General features: G+C 74.8%; 22 protein-coding genes. 9 read left to right on the top strand and 13 right to left on the bottom strand.

Annotated elements, in window-relative coordinates; genetic code table 11:
* Nucleotides 1-34 precede the first annotated feature (34 nt).
* Nucleotides 35-694 (top strand): lytic polysaccharide monooxygenase auxiliary activity family 9 protein, encoded by a 660-nt coding sequence (locus tag CLV72_RS23130; RefSeq protein WP_106250466.1) that lies wholly within the window; start codon nt 35-37, stop codon nt 692-694.
* A gap of 98 nt (nt 695-792) precedes the next feature.
* Here CLV72_RS23130 and CLV72_RS23125 read toward each other — a convergent pair whose 3' ends face one another.
* Nucleotides 793-1,146, bottom strand: a complete 354-nt coding sequence (locus tag CLV72_RS23125; protein ID WP_106250149.1) for a DoxX family protein — start codon at nt 1,144-1,146, stop codon at nt 793-795.
* A 170-nt stretch (nt 1,147-1,316) separates the two neighbouring features.
* Here CLV72_RS23125 and CLV72_RS23120 point away from each other — a divergent pair, with 170 nt between their 5' ends.
* Nucleotides 1,317-2,189, top strand: coding sequence for a sigma-70 family RNA polymerase sigma factor (locus CLV72_RS23120; protein WP_106250147.1), 873 nt, complete (start codon nt 1,317-1,319; stop codon nt 2,187-2,189).
* Nucleotides 2,190-2,304: 115 nt separating this feature from the next.
* The gene (locus tag CLV72_RS23115) at nt 2,305-2,712 is read left to right on the top strand and encodes a YciI family protein (protein ID WP_106250144.1); all 408 of its coding nucleotides are present in this window, start codon (nt 2,305-2,307) and stop codon (nt 2,710-2,712) included.
* Nucleotides 2,713-2,737: 25 nt separating this feature from the next.
* Here CLV72_RS23115 and CLV72_RS23110 read toward each other — a convergent pair whose 3' ends face one another.
* Nucleotides 2,738-3,271 (bottom strand): GNAT family N-acetyltransferase, encoded by a 534-nt coding sequence (locus tag CLV72_RS23110; RefSeq protein WP_106250141.1) that lies wholly within the window; start codon nt 3,269-3,271, stop codon nt 2,738-2,740.
* A 38-nt stretch (nt 3,272-3,309) separates the two neighbouring features.
* Nucleotides 3,310-3,903: a helix-turn-helix domain-containing protein gene (locus CLV72_RS23105; protein WP_106250138.1), complete on the bottom strand. Its 594-nt coding sequence runs from the start codon at nt 3,901-3,903 to the stop codon at nt 3,310-3,312.
* A 126-nt stretch (nt 3,904-4,029) separates the two neighbouring features.
* Between CLV72_RS23105 and CLV72_RS23100 the strand changes: the two genes are divergently transcribed.
* Together CLV72_RS23100 and CLV72_RS23095 are read left to right on the top strand one after the other, a co-directional pair.
* On the top strand, nt 4,030-4,701 hold the full coding sequence (locus tag CLV72_RS23100; RefSeq protein WP_106250136.1) for a TetR/AcrR family transcriptional regulator: 672 nt from the start codon (nt 4,030-4,032) through the stop codon (nt 4,699-4,701).
* Nucleotides 4,698-5,636 (top strand): alpha/beta fold hydrolase, encoded by a 939-nt coding sequence (locus CLV72_RS23095; protein WP_211303053.1) that lies wholly within the window; start codon nt 4,698-4,700, stop codon nt 5,634-5,636. The genes CLV72_RS23100 and CLV72_RS23095 overlap by 4 nt, the downstream gene beginning before the upstream one ends.
* A gap of 57 nt (nt 5,637-5,693) precedes the next feature.
* Here CLV72_RS23095 and CLV72_RS23090 read toward each other — a convergent pair whose 3' ends face one another.
* The 7 genes from CLV72_RS23090 to CLV72_RS23060 form a co-directional block, all read right to left on the bottom strand.
* On the bottom strand, nt 5,694-5,915 hold the full coding sequence (locus CLV72_RS23090; RefSeq protein WP_170141085.1) for a hypothetical protein: 222 nt from the start codon (nt 5,913-5,915) through the stop codon (nt 5,694-5,696).
* 17 nt (nt 5,916-5,932) lie between these two features.
* Complete coding sequence (locus CLV72_RS32355; RefSeq protein WP_170141084.1) at nt 5,933-7,552, bottom strand: ABC transporter permease; 1,620 nt, start codon at nt 7,550-7,552, stop codon at nt 5,933-5,935.
* The gene (locus CLV72_RS23080) at nt 7,549-8,445 is read right to left on the bottom strand and encodes an ABC transporter ATP-binding protein (RefSeq protein WP_106250131.1); all 897 of its coding nucleotides are present in this window, start codon (nt 8,443-8,445) and stop codon (nt 7,549-7,551) included. The genes CLV72_RS32355 and CLV72_RS23080 overlap by 4 nt, the downstream gene beginning before the upstream one ends.
* 8 nt (nt 8,446-8,453) lie before the next feature.
* Nucleotides 8,454-9,662 (bottom strand): cytochrome P450, encoded by a 1,209-nt coding sequence (locus CLV72_RS23075; RefSeq protein ID WP_106250128.1) that lies wholly within the window; start codon nt 9,660-9,662, stop codon nt 8,454-8,456.
* Nucleotides 9,659-10,330, bottom strand: a complete 672-nt coding sequence (locus tag CLV72_RS33715) for a TetR/AcrR family transcriptional regulator (RefSeq protein WP_170141083.1) — start codon at nt 10,328-10,330, stop codon at nt 9,659-9,661. Before CLV72_RS33715 ends, CLV72_RS23075 begins: the two co-directional genes overlap by 4 nt.
* A 123-nt stretch (nt 10,331-10,453) precedes the next feature.
* Nucleotides 10,454-10,717 (bottom strand): DUF3817 domain-containing protein, encoded by a 264-nt coding sequence (locus tag CLV72_RS23065; protein WP_106250126.1) that lies wholly within the window; start codon nt 10,715-10,717, stop codon nt 10,454-10,456.
* Between the two features lie 4 nt (nt 10,718-10,721).
* Nucleotides 10,722-11,174: a hypothetical protein gene (locus tag CLV72_RS23060; RefSeq protein ID WP_106250123.1), complete on the bottom strand. Its 453-nt coding sequence runs from the start codon at nt 11,172-11,174 to the stop codon at nt 10,722-10,724.
* 93 nt (nt 11,175-11,267) lie between these two features.
* Here CLV72_RS23060 and CLV72_RS23055 point away from each other — a divergent pair, with 93 nt between their 5' ends.
* Nucleotides 11,268-11,603, top strand: a complete 336-nt coding sequence (locus tag CLV72_RS23055) for a PadR family transcriptional regulator (RefSeq protein WP_106250121.1) — start codon at nt 11,268-11,270, stop codon at nt 11,601-11,603.
* On the top strand, nt 11,600-12,286 hold the full coding sequence (locus CLV72_RS23050; RefSeq protein WP_106250119.1) for a permease prefix domain 1-containing protein: 687 nt from the start codon (nt 11,600-11,602) through the stop codon (nt 12,284-12,286). The genes CLV72_RS23055 and CLV72_RS23050 overlap by 4 nt, the downstream gene beginning before the upstream one ends.
* Here CLV72_RS23050 and CLV72_RS23045 read toward each other — a convergent pair.
* Nucleotides 12,283-12,987, bottom strand: a complete 705-nt coding sequence (locus CLV72_RS23045) for a hypothetical protein (RefSeq protein WP_170141082.1) — start codon at nt 12,985-12,987, stop codon at nt 12,283-12,285. The two genes, CLV72_RS23050 and CLV72_RS23045, sit on opposite strands and share 4 nt — an antisense overlap.
* A gap of 36 nt (nt 12,988-13,023) precedes the next feature.
* Here CLV72_RS23045 and CLV72_RS23040 point away from each other — a divergent pair, with 36 nt between their 5' ends.
* Nucleotides 13,024-13,659 (top strand): TetR/AcrR family transcriptional regulator, encoded by a 636-nt coding sequence (locus CLV72_RS23040; protein ID WP_106250116.1) that lies wholly within the window; start codon nt 13,024-13,026, stop codon nt 13,657-13,659.
* Nucleotides 13,660-13,689: 30 nt separating this feature from the next.
* Here the strand turns inward: CLV72_RS23040 and CLV72_RS23035 are convergent, their stop codons facing one another.
* Nucleotides 13,690-14,577 carry an alpha/beta fold hydrolase gene (locus tag CLV72_RS23035; RefSeq protein ID WP_211303052.1) on the bottom strand — a complete coding sequence of 296 codons (888 nt, stop codon included), beginning with the start codon at nt 14,575-14,577 and terminating at the stop codon, nt 13,690-13,692.
* A gap of 133 nt (nt 14,578-14,710) precedes the next feature.
* Complete coding sequence (locus CLV72_RS23030) at nt 14,711-15,481, bottom strand: hypothetical protein (RefSeq protein ID WP_146159537.1); 771 nt, start codon at nt 15,479-15,481, stop codon at nt 14,711-14,713.
* A gap of 132 nt (nt 15,482-15,613) precedes the next feature.
* Here CLV72_RS23030 and CLV72_RS23025 point away from each other — a divergent pair, with 132 nt between their 5' ends.
* Complete coding sequence (locus CLV72_RS23025; RefSeq protein ID WP_106250107.1) at nt 15,614-16,312, top strand: DNA alkylation repair protein; 699 nt, start codon at nt 15,614-15,616, stop codon at nt 16,310-16,312.
* The last annotated feature ends 12 nt before the right edge of the window (nt 16,313-16,324 follow it).

The raw sequence follows: 16,324 nt of genomic DNA, 5'->3' as shown, positions 1-16,324 counted from the left end.
CGTGCTGTCGATCGATGCGAATGTGGCGGTAGTGATGCTCTCCTTTGTCAAGTCCACTGCCTGGCGCGCACTCGCGGTCCTGGCGTCCGCGATGCTGCTGACCTCGGTCGCCGTGGGCAGCGCCTCCGCGCACGGCGCCGTCAGCGACCCGCCGTCACGCCACTACGGGTGCTACCACCGGTGGGCCAGCGAATGGCAGTCGCCGGACATGGCCACCGAGGACCCGATGTGCTATCAGGCCTGGCAGGCCGACCCGAACGCGCTGTGGAACTGGAACGGCCTGTTCCGCGAGAACGTCGGCGGCAACCACCAGGCCGCCATCCCCGACGGGCAGCTGTGCAGCGCCGGCATGACCTTCAACGGGCGGTACGCCGCCTTCGACCAGCCCGGCGCCTGGCAGCCCGTGGACCGGCCGAACCGGTTCACCCTGAACCTGCTCGACCAGTCCCACCACGGCGCCGACTACATCCGCGTCTACGTCACCCGCCAGGGCTTCAACCCGACCACCCAGCGGCTGCGCTGGAGCGACCTGGAGCTGGTGACCCAGGTGCAGAACATCCCCACCAGCCCGACCACCCCCGTCCAGGTGAACGCGCCCGGGCGGACCGGCCACCACGTCGTGTACACGGTCTGGCAGGCCAGTCACCTCGACCAGTCCTACTACTTCTGCAGCGACGTCAACTTCACCGGCTGACGTCCGCCGACACCCCCGCGGCGGGGGCCGGGCACCGCCCGGCCCCCGCCGTCTGCCGTGGGACGGCGAGCGGCACCACGGCCAGGCGGTCGGCATCGCTACGCCACGGCCAGGGCCGTGACAAGGGAGCCGACCGCCAGCAGCAGGAAGCCGCCGGGGAAGGCGATGTTGTGGAAGACGCGGGCGCGTACGTGCACGGCGACGGCGCCCACGAAGAACAGGACGAGTCCCGTCGCGGCGGCGATGCCCACGAGGCGGAGGCCGAACAGGCCGAGGAGGAGGCCGGCGGCTCCGGCGGCCTTGAGCACGGCCAGCGGGGGCACCCACGAGGGTGGGACGCCGACCTCGGCGGAGTTGGCCATGACGAAGGGCGCGCGGGCGAGGTCGGCGGCGGCGATGCCGGCATTGGCGGCGATCGTGAGCACGGTGACGACGAGGTAGAGGCTGTGCATCGGTCGGTCCGTTCAGTGGTGCGGCCGGTGGGAGGGGCGCGGGCGGCGGACCCCGCCGCGCGGGGCGGCGCCCGGCCGGTAGGGTCGCTGCCGTCGGCCTCCTCGGGTCCGGCGGATGTGCGTGCGGTCTGCTCGCCCCCATGACGTCCTCCGCGCCTGAAAGGTGACCCATGAAGGCCGACGAATCGCTGGCGGCCCGGTTCGACGCCGACCGGCCGCACCTGCGGGCGGTCGCCTACCGGCTGCTGGGCTCCGCCGACGATGCCGACGACGCGGTACAGGCCGCCTGGCTGAAGATCGACCGGGCCGACTCGCACGAGGTCCGGAACCTGACCGGGTGGTTCACCACGGTGACGGCCCGCGAGTGCCTGGACCAGCTGCGCGCCAGGAGGCGGCGCGGCGAGGTGGCGCTGCCCGGTGACGGCTCCGCGCTCGCGCCGCCCGCGCCGCCCGCCGAGGACGAGGCGCTGCTGGCCGACTCGGTGGGACGCGCGCTGCTGGTGTTGCTCGACCGGCTGTCGCCCGCGCAGCGGGTCGCCTTCGTGCTGCACGACCTGTTCGCGCTGCCCTTCGACGAGATCGGCCGGCTGCTGGAGCGCTCGCCGAGCGCCGCGAAGAAGCTGGCGAGCCGGGCGCGCGAGCGGCTGCGCGGCGGCCCGTCCGCCGAGCGGGCGCCCAGCGCCGAGCAGCTGAGGATCGCCGACGCCTTCCTGGCCGCGTCGCGCGGCGGCGACCTGCCCGCGCTGCTCGACCTGCTGGCCCCGGACGTGGTCCGGCGGGTGGACCGGGTGCTGGTGCCCGAGGGCGTCGCGACCGAGCTGCGCGGAGCACGGGCGGTCGCCGAGGAGACCAGGATCTTCGCCGCGCGGGCGCGTGCGGGCGCCGTCGCGGTGGTGGACGGCGCGCCCGGCGCCGTCATCGCGCCGGCGGGGCGCCTCCAGGCCGTGCTGCGGCTGGACATCGACGGGGACCGGATCCGCGGTATCGAGATCATCGGTGATCCGCGGCGGCTGGCCGCCGTCACCCTGGCGCTCCCGGGCTGACCGGCCGGGGCGCGGCGCGGGATCGCGGCCCGGCGCGTGTCCGGTCGGCGGGCCCGGCTCCGACCACATGGTGGGGGCGCGCGAGGGGCGCGCCCCTGAACAGGAGGAACCGCGGATGAAGTACCTGATCGCCACCTACGGCTCGCAGCGGGACCACGACGCGCTGTCAGGCCGGGAGGGCGGGCCGCCCGCCGCCTCCGCCGAGGAACCGGCCGCCATCGGCGGCTTCCTGGCGGAGTTCACCGCCGCACTCGCCGACTCGGGCGAGCTGGTGGACGCCCAGGGCCTGGCCGCCCCGGCGCTGGCCCGCCGGGTCCGGCTCCAGGAGGGGGCGCGGGTGGTCACCGACGGACCCTTCGCCGAGACCGAGGAGGTGCTGGCCGGCTACTGGATCGTGGAGTGCGCGGACCTGGAGCGCGCCACCGAGATCGCGGCCCGGCTCAACGAGTGCCCCGGCCCGGTGCCCGAGGCTGGCACCGTCATCTGGCCGGTCCTCGGCGCAGACGGCGGCCTGGACGACTGAGCCGGCGGCCGCGGCGGCGACCTGCTCAGGCGGCGAGGTGCTTGTAGTAGAAGCTGCAGTCGCGGAGGGCGCCGCCGGGTTCGGCGGCGTAGTCGGGGACGACGCCGTAGCGGGTCCAGCCGGCGCCCAGGTAGAGGCGTTCGGCGGGGCTGCCGGTCTCGGTGTCCAGCAGCAGGAGGGCGGCGCCGTCCTGGGCGGCGGCCCGCTCGGCGGTGGCGAGCAGGGCCCGGCCCAGGCCCTGGCCGCGGGCGGCGGGGTGCACCATCAGCTTGACGACCTCGGCGCGGTGGCGGCCGTTGGGCCGGGTCTCGCGGGCCAGGCCGATGGTCCCGGCCAGACCGCCGGGCCCGTGGGCCGCCCAGACGGCGAGGGTGCCGGCGGCCACGGCCTCCTGCCGGGAGCGCCACCAGTCGGCCGCCTCCTCCTGGCCGAAGGGCAGCACGAAGCCGAGGGAGGCGCCGTCGGCCACCACCTCGGCGAACAGGTCGGCCAGGGCCTTCACGCTGCGGGCGAAGTCCGCGGCGGACAGGCGGACGATGGTGTGCGGCGCGGATCTCATGGCTGTGCTCGGTCTCCTTCGAAATGGGGCGGACGGCGTCACGGCAGCACGACCACCAGGGCGTACCGGACCGGGTCGGGGCCCGGGCAGCGGAACCGCGAGCGGTCCCACAGCCGGAAGCGGAGGCAGTCGCCGGCGCGGAGGGTGTGCGCGGTGCTGCCGGCGGTGACCTCGAGCACGCCGTCGAGCACCCAGATGTGCTGTTCGAGCCCTGGTACGGCCGGGCCCTCGTAGGAGATGTCCGCGCCGGCCCGCAGTTCGGCCTCGACGAGTTCGCCGCGCAGGCCGGGATGGGGCGGGGAGACCGACCGCCGGGTGAAGCCGGAGCCCTCGTCGCGCCACACCGTCTGCCGCCCGGCCCGGACCACCTGGGGCGGCTCGGACTCCACCTCGGCCAGCAGCTGCGACATCGTCCGCCGGTACACCGTGCACAGCCGGTTGAGCAGCGCGGCCGTCGGGCTGATCTGCGCCCGCTCCAGCCGCGACAGGGTCGAGCGGCTGACCTCGGCGCGCCTGGCCAGCTCGTCCAGGGACCAGCCGTGCTCGGTGCGCAGCTCGGCCAGGCGCGCGGCGAGCCGGGCCTCGACCTGCTCGGCGCCGCCGGACTCGGGGGGCGGTTCAGCCTCTCTCATATATGGGAGTATATGCCGAATCAGAGAATATCCAGTACGCGGGCGCGGTGCGCGGTCGGCCGGAGTGGCCGGAGCGAGGTAGTGACCACAACTGCTAATCTGGTCACTACCTAGCGAGGAGGCGCCGTGCCGCGACCCACCATCCCCGACCGCGCCGAGGCGCTGCTGGACCACGCCCGCGCCGTCATCCTGGAGCAGGGCTACCGGCGGGCCACCGTCGCCGCGATCGCCCGGCGGGCCGGGGTCGCCAAGGGCGCGGTCTACCTGGACTTCCCGTCCAAGGAGGCGCTGCTGGACGCGCTGCTGGTCCGCTCGATGCGCCGGATGGCGGCGTCGGTGCGGGAGCGCGTCGCGGCGCACGGCGAAGCGGTCACCCTGTCGGCGGCCTTCCGCTACGGGGCCGAGGCGCTGCTCGGCGACGAGCTGATGCTCGCCTTCTACCTGGGCGACGCCGAGGTGCTCGGCGACTACGTGCGCGCCAAGGGGCCGGAGCGCTACCGGCTCCGGCTGGACTGGCTGACCGAGTACGTGGTCGAACTGCGCGGGGCCGGGCTGCTGCGGACGGATCTCGACCCCCGCGAGGCGTCGCTGCTGATGTCGGTCTTCACCGTCGGCCTGATCAACGCGGCCGGAGCCCTGGGCCCGCTCACCGCCGGGCAGCTGGGCCGCACCGTCGAGCTGATGGGCGAGCTGATCGCCACCGGGTGGGAGCGGCCGGGAGACCCGGGATCGCCCGCCGTGCGCCGGGTGTACGCGGCGCTGCTCGACCGGCTCGACGAGCAGTTGGCGGCGCCGTGACCTCCGGCCCGTACCCGCGCCACCGGGACCTCGCGCTGCCGGGCGGCACCCTGCGCGTGCACGAGGCCGGACCGCGCGACGCCGAGCCCGTGGTGCTGCTGCACGGCGCGATGCTGGACGAGGCCGCGCTGATCTGGCACCACCTCGCGCCCCTGCTGGCCGGGCACCTCCGGGTGATCGCCCCCGACCTGCCGCGCCACGGCGCCTCCCGGCCCTGGGCCGGCACGCTCGACCAGGCGGCGATGGAGGCCGTCGTCGACGGGCTCCTCGACGGCCTCGGCCTGGAGCGGGTGCCGCTGGTGGGCCTGTCCATGGGCGGCGGGATCGCGACCGGCTACGCGCTGGCCCGGCCGGAGCGGGTGCGCGGCCTGGTGGCCGTCAACCCGGGCGGCCTGGACGCGGTGCGCCCCTTGCAGTTCACCACCTGGCTGCTGCTCCGCTCGGACCGGCTGCTGCGCGCCGCGAGCCGCTGGATCGCCGCGCCGTCGTACCTGCGCCGCGCCATCGCCGGACAGCTCGCCCGCGGTGAGCACACGCCCGGCTTCGACCGGCTCATCGCGCTGGCCGAGGCCGAGGCGCGCGCCCGCGCGCGCGGCGGCGAAAGCGCCCTGGACGACTGGCAGACCACCGCCTACGGCCCGCGCCGGATGCGCACCTACTTCACTCCGCGCCTGCACCGCCTCGCCGTCCCCTCGCTGTGGATCCACGGTGGCCTGGACACGGCCGTCCCGCACGGCGCCGTGCGCACGGCCGCCCGGCTGGCGCCCGGCGGCGAGTTCGCCGAGGTCCCCGACGCCGGCCACCTCGCCCCGCTCGACCGGCCCGAACACCTGTACGAGCTGATCACCGGCTTCCTGGACCGGCTGCCCGGTCCCCGGCCGCTCCCCGGCCGCCGAACGGGCACGGACCCCGATGCGCCGGGGACCGCGCCGTGACCGGGGCGAGCCGCCCGGCACCCGCGGCACGCTCCGGACGGGCCGCCGGTCCCGTTCTCAGCCGGCTTCACCGCCGAACTCGTAGCGGAGGTTCAGGCTGAGGTCGCGCAGCAGGGGAACGGCCCGCTCCAACTCGTGCCCGTCGTCGATGGCCCACGTCAGCATCGGCGCGCCGAAGATGCGCTTGGGCACCCGGTCGACGCCCTTGACGGCGAGCCGGTCGTGCGTGTCCAGGACGACCGTGCCACCGGCGAAGCGGTCGGTGATCCGGCGGAACACCGCGTGCCCTTCGGCCGTCACCCGCCGTCGAGGTCGCGGCGGCGGAAGCCGTACACGCCGGTCAGAGCGAGAGCGGCCGCGAGTGCGGTGAGCGCCACGAGCGGGGCGAGGCGGAAGTCCTCCAGCGGCATGCGGGGGATGTGGTCGAACGGCGACAGGCTCCTGAACCCGTCCGGCAGGTCCCCGGCCCAGAAGCGGACGAATCCGCCGTAGGCGAGCACGGCCCAGCTCAGCGCGACGGCCCGGGGCGCCAGCCCGAACAGCGCGGCCGTGAGCGCCAGCAGGAACAGCACCTCGGGAGTGCGGACGAGCACCGCCGCGGTCAGCTCCCCGACGAGGCCGCTCTCGCCGACCGACAGGGCGGCGCCGACGCCCAGCCCGACGCCCGCCAGGGCCAGCAGCGCGACCGCGCCGACGGCGGTGGCCAGCAGCGACGCACCGAGCCAGGCCCACCGGCCGGTGGGCGCGGCCAGCAGCGGCGCCACCCGTCCGCGCGTCTCCTCGGCGCGCAGCCGGGTCGCCGACAGGATGGTGAAGACCCCGACGAGGAAGACCATTCCCACGGCCATGAGGCTCAGGTAGCCGCCCAGCACGTCGGGCCCGGCACCGATGAACTCCTCGGCCACGCCCGCGCGCATCGAGCCCGCGAGCGCGCCGAACACCAACCCCGCGACGGCCAGCGAGGCGCCCCACCACAGCAGCGACGCGCGCTGGAGGCGCAGTGCGAGCGTGAACGGGGAGCGCAGCCAGCGGCCCGCCGATTCCCGGCCGCGACGTGCGGGCAGCAGCCCGGCGCCGAGGTCGCGGCGGGCCGACAGCGCGTACGCCGTCGCGACCAGGGCCGCGGTGGACACGGCGGACAGCAGCAGCGGCCACCAGCGTTCGTCGGCGAGCACCCGGGTGAACTGGGCCCATCCCATGGGAGACCACCAGGTCAGCGGGCCGCCGTGCACCTCCTGGGCCGCTCCCACGCCGCGGATCACCCACACGGCGCCCAGTACCGCGCCCGCGAGGCCGGCCGCGCCCCTGGAGTGCTCGGTGAGCTGCGCGGTGACGGCGGTGACCCCGGCGAAGACCAGCCCGGTGGCGGCCGTGCCCGCGGCGAACAGCAGCGCGCTGCCCGGCGGGAGCCCCACGCCCACCGCCGCGATGGCCAGCAGCAGGGTCAGGACGGCGTTGGTGATGGCCGCGAGCAGGAGCGCGGCCGTGAGGGGGGCGTGTCGGCCGACGACGGCGGCGCGGATCAGCTCGGCCCGGCCGCTCTGCTCCTCCGCCCGGGTGTGCCGGGCGATGAGCAGGATGTTCATCAGCGCGGCGCCGAGCAGGAACTCGACGAAGTAGACCGCGATCACGTACCGCGGGAGCGTGGCGGCCTCCATGCCGAACGCCGGGCCGGTGAACAGTCGCAGCATCGGCACGCTTACCAGCTGCGCGGCGGCCTCCAGATCCTCCCGGGTCGATGTCGTCCTGCCCGCCACCGCGGCGAAGTACGGGAGGAGCAGCGCGATGCCGAGCGTCCAGGCGGGAAGCTTGACGCGGTCGCGGCGCAGCGCGAGCCGCAGCATCGCGCCGGTGCCGGTCAGCGGGCCGCCGCCCGCCGCCGGCGCGGCGCGATGGGCCGCGACGGCAGCGGTCATGCCGCTGCTCCGTTCCCGTAGTGGCGCAGCATGAGCTCCTCCAGCGTCGGCGGATGACTGGTCAGCGCGCGGATGCCGAAGGCGCCGAGGTGCTTGAGGGCGGCGTCGAGGTGGTCGGCGTCCACGTCGAAGCGCACCTGGACGCCACCGGTCTCGGCGTGGTGGACGCCGGGCAGGGCGGCCAACCCGGTGACGGGGGCGGCGGTCTCGGCCTCCACCGTGGTGCGCGACAGGTGCCGCAGCTCGGCCAGCGTGCCGGACTGCACCGTCCGGCCCCGTCTGACGATGCTGACCCGGTCGGCGAGCCGTTCGACCTGGGCCAGGATGTGGCTCGACAGCAGCACCGTGCGGCCCGCGGCCCGCGCCTCGGCGACGACCTCCTGGAACACCGCCTCCATCAGCGGGTCCAGCCCGGAGGTCGGCTCGTCCAGCACCAGCAGCTCCACGTCGGCGGCGAAGGCGGCGATGAGCGCCACTTTCTGCCGGTTTCCCTTGGAATAGGTGCGGCCCTTCTTGGCGGGATCGAGCTGGAAGCGCTCGACCAGCGCGTTCCTGCGGGCCGGGTCCAGTCCGCCGCGCAGCCGTCCGAGCAGGTCGATGGTCTCCCCACCCGTCAGGTTCGGCCACAGCTCCACGTCGCCGGGCACGTAGGCCAGCCGCCGGTGCAGCGCGGTGGCGTCGGTCCACGGGTCGCCGCCGAGCAGCACGGCGCGACCGGAGTCGGCGCGCACCAGGCCGAGCAGGACGCGGACGGCGGTGGACTTCCCGGCGCCGTTGGGGCCCAGGAGGCCGTGGATCTCGCCGGTGCGCACGCTGAGGTCGAGCCCGTCGAGGGCACGGGTCGGTCCGAAGGTCTTGACCAGCCCGGAGACGGCGATGGCAGTCTGTGCCATATCGCGGATCACCACTCCACCGGCAGACGCGTGACGCTGTAGAAGTTCGAGTCCGTCCTCATCGGGACCTCGTCCGAGGGGACGGCGAGCCGCAGGCCGGGGAAGCGCTGGAACAGGGCGGGGAAGACGGTGCGCAGTTCCACGCGGGCGAGGTGCTGGCCGAGACACTGGTGGACGCCGTGCCCGAAGGCGAGGTGCCCGTGGCCCGACCGGACGATGTCGAACTCGTCGGGGCGCTCGAACCGGGCCGGGTCGTGGTTGGCGGCGCCGACGAGCAGTTCGACCGTCTGTCCCTTTCTGATCAGCTCGCCCTCGATCCGCACGTCCTCCAGCGCCGTGCGCAGCATGCCGCCCGGACCGGTGATGAAGCGGAGCAGCTCTTCGACGGCGCCGTCGATCAGACCGGGGTCGCGGCGCAGTGCCTGGAGCTGGTCGGGGTGGTGCAGCAGGGTGAAGGTCCCGAAGCCGAGCAGCCCGGTGGTGGTCTCCATCCCGCCGGCGAACAGCAGCAGGCCGACGGAGGTCAGTTCCTCGTCGGAGAGGCCGCCGCCGTTCACCAGCCCGCTGAAGACGTCCTCCGTGGGCGCCGCGCGCCTGCGCGCGATGAGCGGTGGGAAGACGCCGAGCATGGCGGCGTAGCCCTGCCGGACCTCCTCGGGCGAGGACGCCGGGTCGAGCACCGTGTCGCCGGCCTGCCGGAACGCCGCCATGTCCGAGTCCGGGATCCCGAGCAGTTCGCAGATGAGCAGCGACGGCACGGGGCGGGCGAGGGCCTGCACGAGGTCGGCGGGCGGTCCGGTCCGCTCCATGCCGTCCAGGTGGTCGCCGGTCACCTCGGCGACCCTCTCCTCCAGCCGGCGCATCCTGCGGGCGGTGAACTCGCGCGCCAGCAGCTTGCGGTACCGGGTGTGCTCCGGCGGGTCCATGCGGACGAACATTCCCGGCGGGGGAGGCCCGTGGAAGATGGCCTGCTCCTCGGCGTTGGGCAGCGTGACCGGCGGATGGGTCAGTTCGCGCCGGACGCTGAACCGGCCGTCGGCGAGGATGGCGCGGACGGCTTCGTAGCCGGTGGCCAGCCAGCCCTCGTGCCCGTCGGCGAAGACCATCGGCCGCAGCGGGCGCTCCTCCCTGAGCCGGGCGAAGGCGCCGGGCTGGTCGAAGGGGGTGCGCCGCTCCGTGCGCGCCTCCCAGGGAAGGCTGATCGCGCTCTGTGTCATGTCGCGCTCCGTCGTGTACGCGGGTCGGTGGGGGTGTCCCGGATGCGCTCGAGGGCCGCGCGCATCTCGGCGGCCGCCTCCGGGCTGAGTATGGGATGGGAGTGGATGTCGAGCAGGACCACCGCGAGCAGGTGCGCCCCCTCGGGACTGGACAGATCGGCGCCGAGCCCGCGGGCGACGTGCTGCTGGAGGAGGGGGACGGCGAGGCCCATGGCGGTGCCCACCGTGGCGCGGGCCCTGCGGTCGGCGAAGGGCGGATCGGGACGGTTTCGGTCGGCCTCCTCCAGCCACTGCTCGCTCATCCGGACCATCTCGTCGAACAGCGGTGCGGCCCGGCCTTCGACGAGGGCGCGTGCCAGGTAGGGCTGGTAGGGCCCGAACGCGGCCTGGGCGGAGGCGACCGGGTTCACCTCCGTGGGCGCGGGTTCGGCCCGCGCCTGCTCGTTGAGCCGGTGCAGCGACGCGATGAGGAACTCGTCGCAGGCGTCGCGCAGCGCCTCCTTCGAGCCGAAGTGGTGCCGCACCAGCCCGGAGGACACCCCGGCGGCTTCGGCGATGCCCCGGATGGTCGCCCGTTCGAATCCGTGCTCGCCGAACTGCCGCAGTGCGGCGTCCCGGATGCGGGCGCGAGCCGTCAGGTCCTCAGGCTCCGCTTCGATCCTCGCCACGCGTACCGCTCCTATCCGTCCGTGTATCTGGCTATACACACGACACGGATATTACACACAGGTGTAGTCGTCTGGCCACACGGGGCGCGACGCGATCACGCTGTCCGGGGCTTCCGCCCCGCGTCAACCGTCGGAGGCTCGGGTGGTGAGCCGGATCCGGCGGACGGCCAGCAGGCCGCCGACGCCGGGGACGAGGGCGCGCCACCGGGCGCCGGGGGCGGCGGCGGACGGCATGAGCCAGGTGGCGGCGATCACGGCGAGGTAGGCGGTGCCGTGCACGGGGCCGCCGAGCGAGGTGACCGCCTCGTGGTGCACGGTGACCAGGTTGACCAGCAGCACCGCCAGCGAGACGGCCTCGACGGCGGCGGCGAGGCGCAGGAGCCGCACGGGGTCACACTCCGGTGGTGGAGCCGGGGCGGACGATCATCAGCACGACGACGACCGCCCACAGGATGTTGAACGCGCCCGTCAGCATGCTCAGCCGGGCGGCCCACCGCCGGGCCTGCCCGGGGGCGGCGCCCTCGGGAAGGGCGAGCATGCGCCGCTGCCCGGGCAGGATGGCCAGCGCCAGCACGGCGGCGGCGATCGCGGTCAGCACGATCGAGACGATGAGCCAGGCGTCGGTCAGCACGCCGAGCTGGGCACCGGTTGCCAGGCCGAAGACGGGGACGGCGATGCCCACCACGGAGTAGCCGCGGCAGATGCGGTGCAGGAAGGCGGCGGTCCCGGCCCGTCCGCCGGGCGCGTCGCGGGCGTAGCGGGGGAACAGCGAGGCGGCGACGGTGATCGGCCCGATCGTCAGGATCGCGGCCAGGACGTGCACCGACAGCAGCAACTTGGTCACGACGACTCCTCGGGAACGGCAGCACGGATTGGCTGCCAATGGATTGGCTGCCAATGTATAGCACGCCGTCTATGTGGGATAGGCTGCCTACCCATGAGGGACGATGCGGTACGGGGCCACCTGGACGGCCTGCTGCTGGCGGTCCTGGAGTCGGGCCCGCTGCACGGCTACGCCATCATCGCCGCGGTCCAGGAGCGCAGCCGGGGCGCGCTCGAACTGCGCAAGGGCACCATCTACCCGGCGCTGAACCGGCTGGAGCGGCTCGGGCTGCTGCGCAGCGAGTGGGAGTCGGTGGGCGAGCGGCGGCGCCGCCGCTACCGGCTGACCGACGCCGGCCGGCGCTCGCTGGCCACCGAGCGGGCGGCGTGGCGCGAGTTCACCGCCGCCATCGGCTCGGTCCTGGACCCGGCGCCGGGAGCGGCCACATGAGCGCCGCCCCCGTCCGCGCGGACCCCATCGAAGAGCACGTCGCCGCCCTGGCCGCCGTGCTGCACGGACCCGAGCGCGACAAGGCCCGGATGCTCGACGAGCTGCGCGACGGCCTCGTCGACACGGCCGACGCCCTGGTGGAGCAGGGCCTCTCCGGTCACGCCGCCGCGCGGCGGGCGGTGCGCGAGTTCGGCACCGTCGGCCAGCTCGCCCCGAGCTTCCAGCACGAACTCACCCTCATCCAGGCCCGGCACACCGCGCGGGCCGTCGCGCTCACCGTTCCGGTGCTGCTCGCCTGCTGGTACCTGGTGGGGATGGCCGACCTGGCGCAGGGGCGGCAGCTGCCCGCCGCCGCGCAGCTGCTGGCCGCCGCCACCGGCGGCGTTGCCGCCACCGCGGCGCTGTGCGCGGCCGCGTCGCTGGCCTGCACCGGCGCGCTGGCCCGCCGGCTGCCGGTCTGGCACCGGCTGCCGCTGGTGGTCGCCTGGACGGGCACCACCGCCGGGATCGCCTTCGCCCTGAGCGCGCTGGCCCTCACCACCGCTTCGGCCATGTCGGGGAACTGGCAGCTGAGCGCGCTCGCGGGCGCCGCCACCCTGGTCGTGCACGCCCGGGTGGCGGCGTCGGCCCGCGTCTGCCGCGAGTGCGCCCGGCTCCCGGCCGGCGGCCCCGTGCCCGCCTAGTCCACCGCGTGCTCCGGCCGGGCGCGGATCAGGCGGACGCCGTAGGCGACGAGCCACACCACCCAGATCAGCCACCCGGTGAGGCCGATCAGGCCGAGCAGGCCGTAGCCGGTCACGATCAGCGGCGTGAGGGTGGCCGAGGTGAACTGCAGCGCGGCCGCGACCATCCCGATGGCGGCGTGCCACCGGCGGAGCAGGCCGGCGCGCCGGCCGCTGACGGTCAGCCCGACGAGCGCCAGGGCCAGGAAGGTGCCGTTCAGGCTGAGCAGCGCCTGGTGCAGCGTCCAGAAGACCGCCGTCGTGGCGGCGTCGTGCGGGGCCGCCGCGGCGAGGGCGAAGCGGACCGCGATGAGCCCCGTGAAGGTGGCGTTCTGCAGCACGAGGCCGGCGAAGCCGACCAGCGACCAGGCGTCGCCCCGGCCCGGCTCGGACCGGCGCGCCGCGGCGACCGCCCCCGCGCCGAACACCGTGGCCAGCGCCCAGGCCGCGGGCGTGAGCGCGGACGCGAGGCCCAGCACGCCGCTCTGCGTGCTGAAGAAGGCGACCACGTCCTCGGGGCGGGCGCCGCCGTGCGGCAGCCCGGCGGGCACCAGGATCACATTGCCGAGGACGATCATGGTGGCGAAGCCGATGGCGGCCAGTCCGCTGGTCCGCGAGAAGGAGGCGGCGGCCGGCTCGGCAGATTTGGTTTTACGTGTCATATATTCAATATACAGAGCGGTAAGTCCGGAGGTTCCATGGGTGCACCCACAGGGCGGCGACGGTACGACTCGCTGCGCCGGGCGACGCAGGCGGACGAGACGAGGGCCGAGATCGCCCGCGCCGCCCGCCGGCTCTTCCTCGCGCAGGGCTGGTCGGCCACCACCGTGCGCGAGGTGGCGCGGGAGGCCGGCGTCTCCGTGCCCACCGTCTACTCGGCGTACGGGAGCAAGACCGGGCTGACGCGGGCGCTGGCCGACGCGGCCGACCTGTCGGCCGACGCGCCGCGGCAGCTCGCCGAGGTGGAGGCGGCCTCGGCCGATCCGGCCCGGCAGCTCGCGGCGATGGCCGGCTACGACCGGCGGCTGTTCGAACGGGCCGGCGACGTCATCGCGCTGATCCGCGAGGCGGGCCGCACCGAGCCCGAGCTGGCCGCGGCCTACGCCGACGGCCGCCGCCGCGCCGACGAGATCCGCACCGAGGTGTTCTCGTCCTGGCCCGACGGCGTGCTCAGGGACGGCCTGGACGTGCCCGCGGCCGTGGACGTGTACGCGGCGGTGTGCAGTATCGACGTCTACACCACGCTCACCACCGAGCGGTCCTGGCCGCCCGAGCGCGTCGAACGCTGGTGGGGCGGGGTGCTCGGCCGGGAGCTGCTGGCACCCGGCCGGTGAGTCCGCGCCCCGCCGGCGGGGCGCGGCCGGTCACCCGGCCGCGGTGTGCTCCAGGATCATCCCGGCGATGCGCTCGGGCAGCCCGGGGGAGTGGAAGCCGTGGCCCATGCCGGGGACGGTGCGCAGCCGCGCGCCGGGGATCCGTTCGGCGAGGGCGCGGCCGTGCGGCAGCGGGAGCAGCGGGTCCTCGGTGCCGTGCACGACCAGGGTGGGCGCGGTGATCGCCGACAGCGGGGCGAGCCGGTCGGGCGTCAGGGCGCGTCCGGCCAGGTCGTGGTTGGCGGCCGCGGCGGGGTCGGCGGCGCGGTCGTGGGCCCCGGTGACGAAGGCCAGGGCCGCCGCCTCGTCGAAGGGCAGGGCGCCGCCGTTGAGCACCCGCCAGGTCTCCAGGCTCGCGGCGATCTGCTCCTCGCGGGTGGACGGGGGCCGTTCGGCCAGCCGGGCCAGGTGGTGCAGGAAGGCGGGTGCGGGCGGCGGCAGGTCGTCGGGATCGGGCGCCTGCCCGGCCAAGGCGCGTGCCCAGGCCGGTCCGGCGTCGTGGCCCATCGGGGCGGACATGACGACGGTGAGCGTCCGCACCCGCTCGGGGCGGTGCACCGCGAGCCACTGGCCGATCGCGCCGCCCAGCGAGGCGCCCACGAGGTGCGCGTCGGCGACGGCGTGGCCGTCCAGGACGGCGAGCGCGTCGGCGGCCATATCGGCCAGGGTGTACGGGCGGGCGGCGAAGTCCACGCACGAGGACCGGCCGGTGTCGCGGTGGTCGAAGCGGATCACCTGCCGCCCGCCGGCGACGAGCGCCGCCACCAGCTCGTCCGGCCAGCCCGCCGCCGGGGCGGAGGTGCCCATGACCAGCAGCACCGGCGGGTCGTTCGGATCGCCGGAGCGCTCCGTCCACAGCCGCAGTTCACCGGATTTCACGAATTTCTCTTCGGGCGTCGGCATGCGCGCCAATATAGCGAATTCCGCATCGCTTTTGCATGGCCATTTCAATGTGCAATTGCATGCCATTTATGGTATAATTCAGCTGTCCTGGGAAGGGGCGTCCGCCCGGTCAGCCGTCGCCGCCCTCGATGATCCACCACCACACGGCGGCGACCACCGAGAGGACGCAGCCCACCACGCACACGATGGCGAGCGCCGCCAGCCCGCCCGCGGCGGCGTCGCTCAGCGGCTGCACCCCCTCGGCGTAGCCGGGCGACAGCGCGTCGGTCCGCGCGTCGTCGGCGATGAAGACGGAGGCGATCCACCACAGCCCCGCGCCGAAGCCGATCGCGAACAGGGGGGTCAGCCGCAGCAGCCAGACCAGCACGTCGTCCAGCCACTCGGGTTCGGTGGTCCGGCCGACCGCCTCCGGGCAGTGGCGCACCACCGCCTCGGCGAGCGTCCTGGCGCCCCGGGTGAGGCCGTTGAACTGCACGCGGGCGCCGTCGCGGAAGGAGACCGCGCAGCCGAAGTCCCAGCCGAACACCGCCCCCGCGCCCTTCTCGGCGGCCCGCACTCCGAACACCTGGTCCCAGGTCCAGCTCCGCCGAACGCCCCGGGCGACGTGCGCCACCCCGCCCTCGTACAGCTCGAAGGACTCAGCCGCACCGCCGCGCACCGCCTTGGCGAACTGCGTCCACGCGGCGGGCACCGCGACCGCGAGCACGATCATCATGACCGCGAGCAGCCCGCCGTAGCCGCGGCCGGGACCGGGGTTGAAGATGAGCAGTGCCAGCAGCCCCACCGCCGTGCCGACCACCAGCAGCACCGCCAGCCCGGCCGACCAGCGGCGGCCGTTGGCGACGGGATGGACGCTCACCAGCGCCCCGAGCGGCTGCATGGCCGACACCATAGCCATCCCCGACCCGGGCGGGTACTCCGGCGGAGCCCCGCTCCCGGCCGGCCGCCAATAGGATGGCGCGGTCCGGCGGGGCGCACGGGGCGGCCGCCGCGGCGGGGGAGGGGGAGCCGGATGGCCGGTGCCACGGCCGCGGAGTTCATCGAGGCGATGCACGCGCTGCGCTCCGACGCCGAACGGGCGAAGATCCGCCGCTACCTCAGGTCCGAGAAGGACTTCGAGGTCATCGGCGTCCGGATGAAGCAGCTCTTCGACACGGCGAAGTCCTTCGAGCGCATGCCGCTCGATCAGGTCGACCTGCTCTTGGACAGCCCGTACTACGAGGCGCGCGTCGGAGCCGTGAGCATCCTGGACTTCAAGGCCCGCCGCAAGGGGATCGGCGACGACGAGCGGCGCGAACTCTACCTGCTGTACCTGCGCCGCCATGACCGGATCAACAACTGGGACCTCGTCGACCGCGCCGCACCGCGCGTCATCGGCTGGTACCTGCTGGACAAGCCGCGGCGGCCGCTGTACGAGCTGGCCGCGTCGGCCGACGTCTGGGAGCGCCGCACCGCGATCACCGCCTCCTTCTGGTTCATCCGCGCGGGCGAGGTCGACGACGCGCTCGCCCTCGCCGGGATCCTGCTGGACGATCCGGAGGAGCCCGTCCACAAGTCCGTCGGGACGGCGCTCCGCGAGATCGGCAAGGTCGACCGCGACCGGCTGCTCGCCTTCCTCCGCGAGCACGCCGAGCGGATGCCGCGGGTGACGCTCCGCTACGCGGTCGAACGCCTCCCGCCGGAGCTGCGCGCCGAGCTGATGCGGCGCTGACCGGGCGCGCGG

Source organism: Allonocardiopsis opalescens (genome assembly GCF_003002095.1).
Taxonomy (GTDB): domain Bacteria; phylum Actinomycetota; class Actinomycetes; order Streptosporangiales; family Streptosporangiaceae; genus Allonocardiopsis; species Allonocardiopsis opalescens.
Note: the sequence above shows the minus strand (reverse complement) of the source record. Positions and strands in the feature narration are given on the sequence as shown.

What these genes read in the sequence shown, in the direction of transcription:
- CLV72_RS23130 (WP_106250466.1), top strand. Translation starts at nt 35, where the DNA reads ATGCTCTCCTTTGTCAAGTCCACTGCCTGGCGCGCACTCGCGGTCCTG.
- CLV72_RS23125 (WP_106250149.1), bottom strand. Translation starts at nt 1,146, where the DNA reads ATGCACAGCCTCTACCTCGTCGTCACCGTGCTCACGATCGCCGCCAAT.
- CLV72_RS23120 (WP_106250147.1), top strand. Translation starts at nt 1,317, where the DNA reads ATGAAGGCCGACGAATCGCTGGCGGCCCGGTTCGACGCCGACCGGCCG.
- CLV72_RS23115 (WP_106250144.1), top strand. Translation starts at nt 2,305, where the DNA reads ATGAAGTACCTGATCGCCACCTACGGCTCGCAGCGGGACCACGACGCG.
- CLV72_RS23110 (WP_106250141.1), bottom strand. Translation starts at nt 3,271, where the DNA reads ATGAGATCCGCGCCGCACACCATCGTCCGCCTGTCCGCCGCGGACTTC.
- CLV72_RS23105 (WP_106250138.1), bottom strand. Translation starts at nt 3,903, where the DNA reads ATGAGAGAGGCTGAACCGCCCCCCGAGTCCGGCGGCGCCGAGCAGGTC.
- CLV72_RS32355 (WP_170141084.1), bottom strand. Translation starts at nt 7,552, where the DNA reads ATGACCGCTGCCGTCGCGGCCCATCGCGCCGCGCCGGCGGCGGGCGGC.
- CLV72_RS23080 (WP_106250131.1), bottom strand. Translation starts at nt 8,445, where the DNA reads ATGGCACAGACTGCCATCGCCGTCTCCGGGCTGGTCAAGACCTTCGGA.
- CLV72_RS23075 (WP_106250128.1), bottom strand. Translation starts at nt 9,662, where the DNA reads ATGACACAGAGCGCGATCAGCCTTCCCTGGGAGGCGCGCACGGAGCGG.
- CLV72_RS23055 (WP_106250121.1), top strand. Translation starts at nt 11,268, where the DNA reads ATGAGGGACGATGCGGTACGGGGCCACCTGGACGGCCTGCTGCTGGCG.
- CLV72_RS23050 (WP_106250119.1), top strand. Translation starts at nt 11,600, where the DNA reads ATGAGCGCCGCCCCCGTCCGCGCGGACCCCATCGAAGAGCACGTCGCC.
- CLV72_RS23045 (WP_170141082.1), bottom strand. Translation starts at nt 12,987, where the DNA reads ATGACACGTAAAACCAAATCTGCCGAGCCGGCCGCCGCCTCCTTCTCG.
- CLV72_RS23040 (WP_106250116.1), top strand. Translation starts at nt 13,024, where the DNA reads ATGGGTGCACCCACAGGGCGGCGACGGTACGACTCGCTGCGCCGGGCG.
- CLV72_RS23030 (WP_146159537.1), bottom strand. Translation starts at nt 15,481, where the DNA reads ATGCAGCCGCTCGGGGCGCTGGTGAGCGTCCATCCCGTCGCCAACGGC.
- CLV72_RS23025 (WP_106250107.1), top strand. Translation starts at nt 15,614, where the DNA reads ATGGCCGGTGCCACGGCCGCGGAGTTCATCGAGGCGATGCACGCGCTG.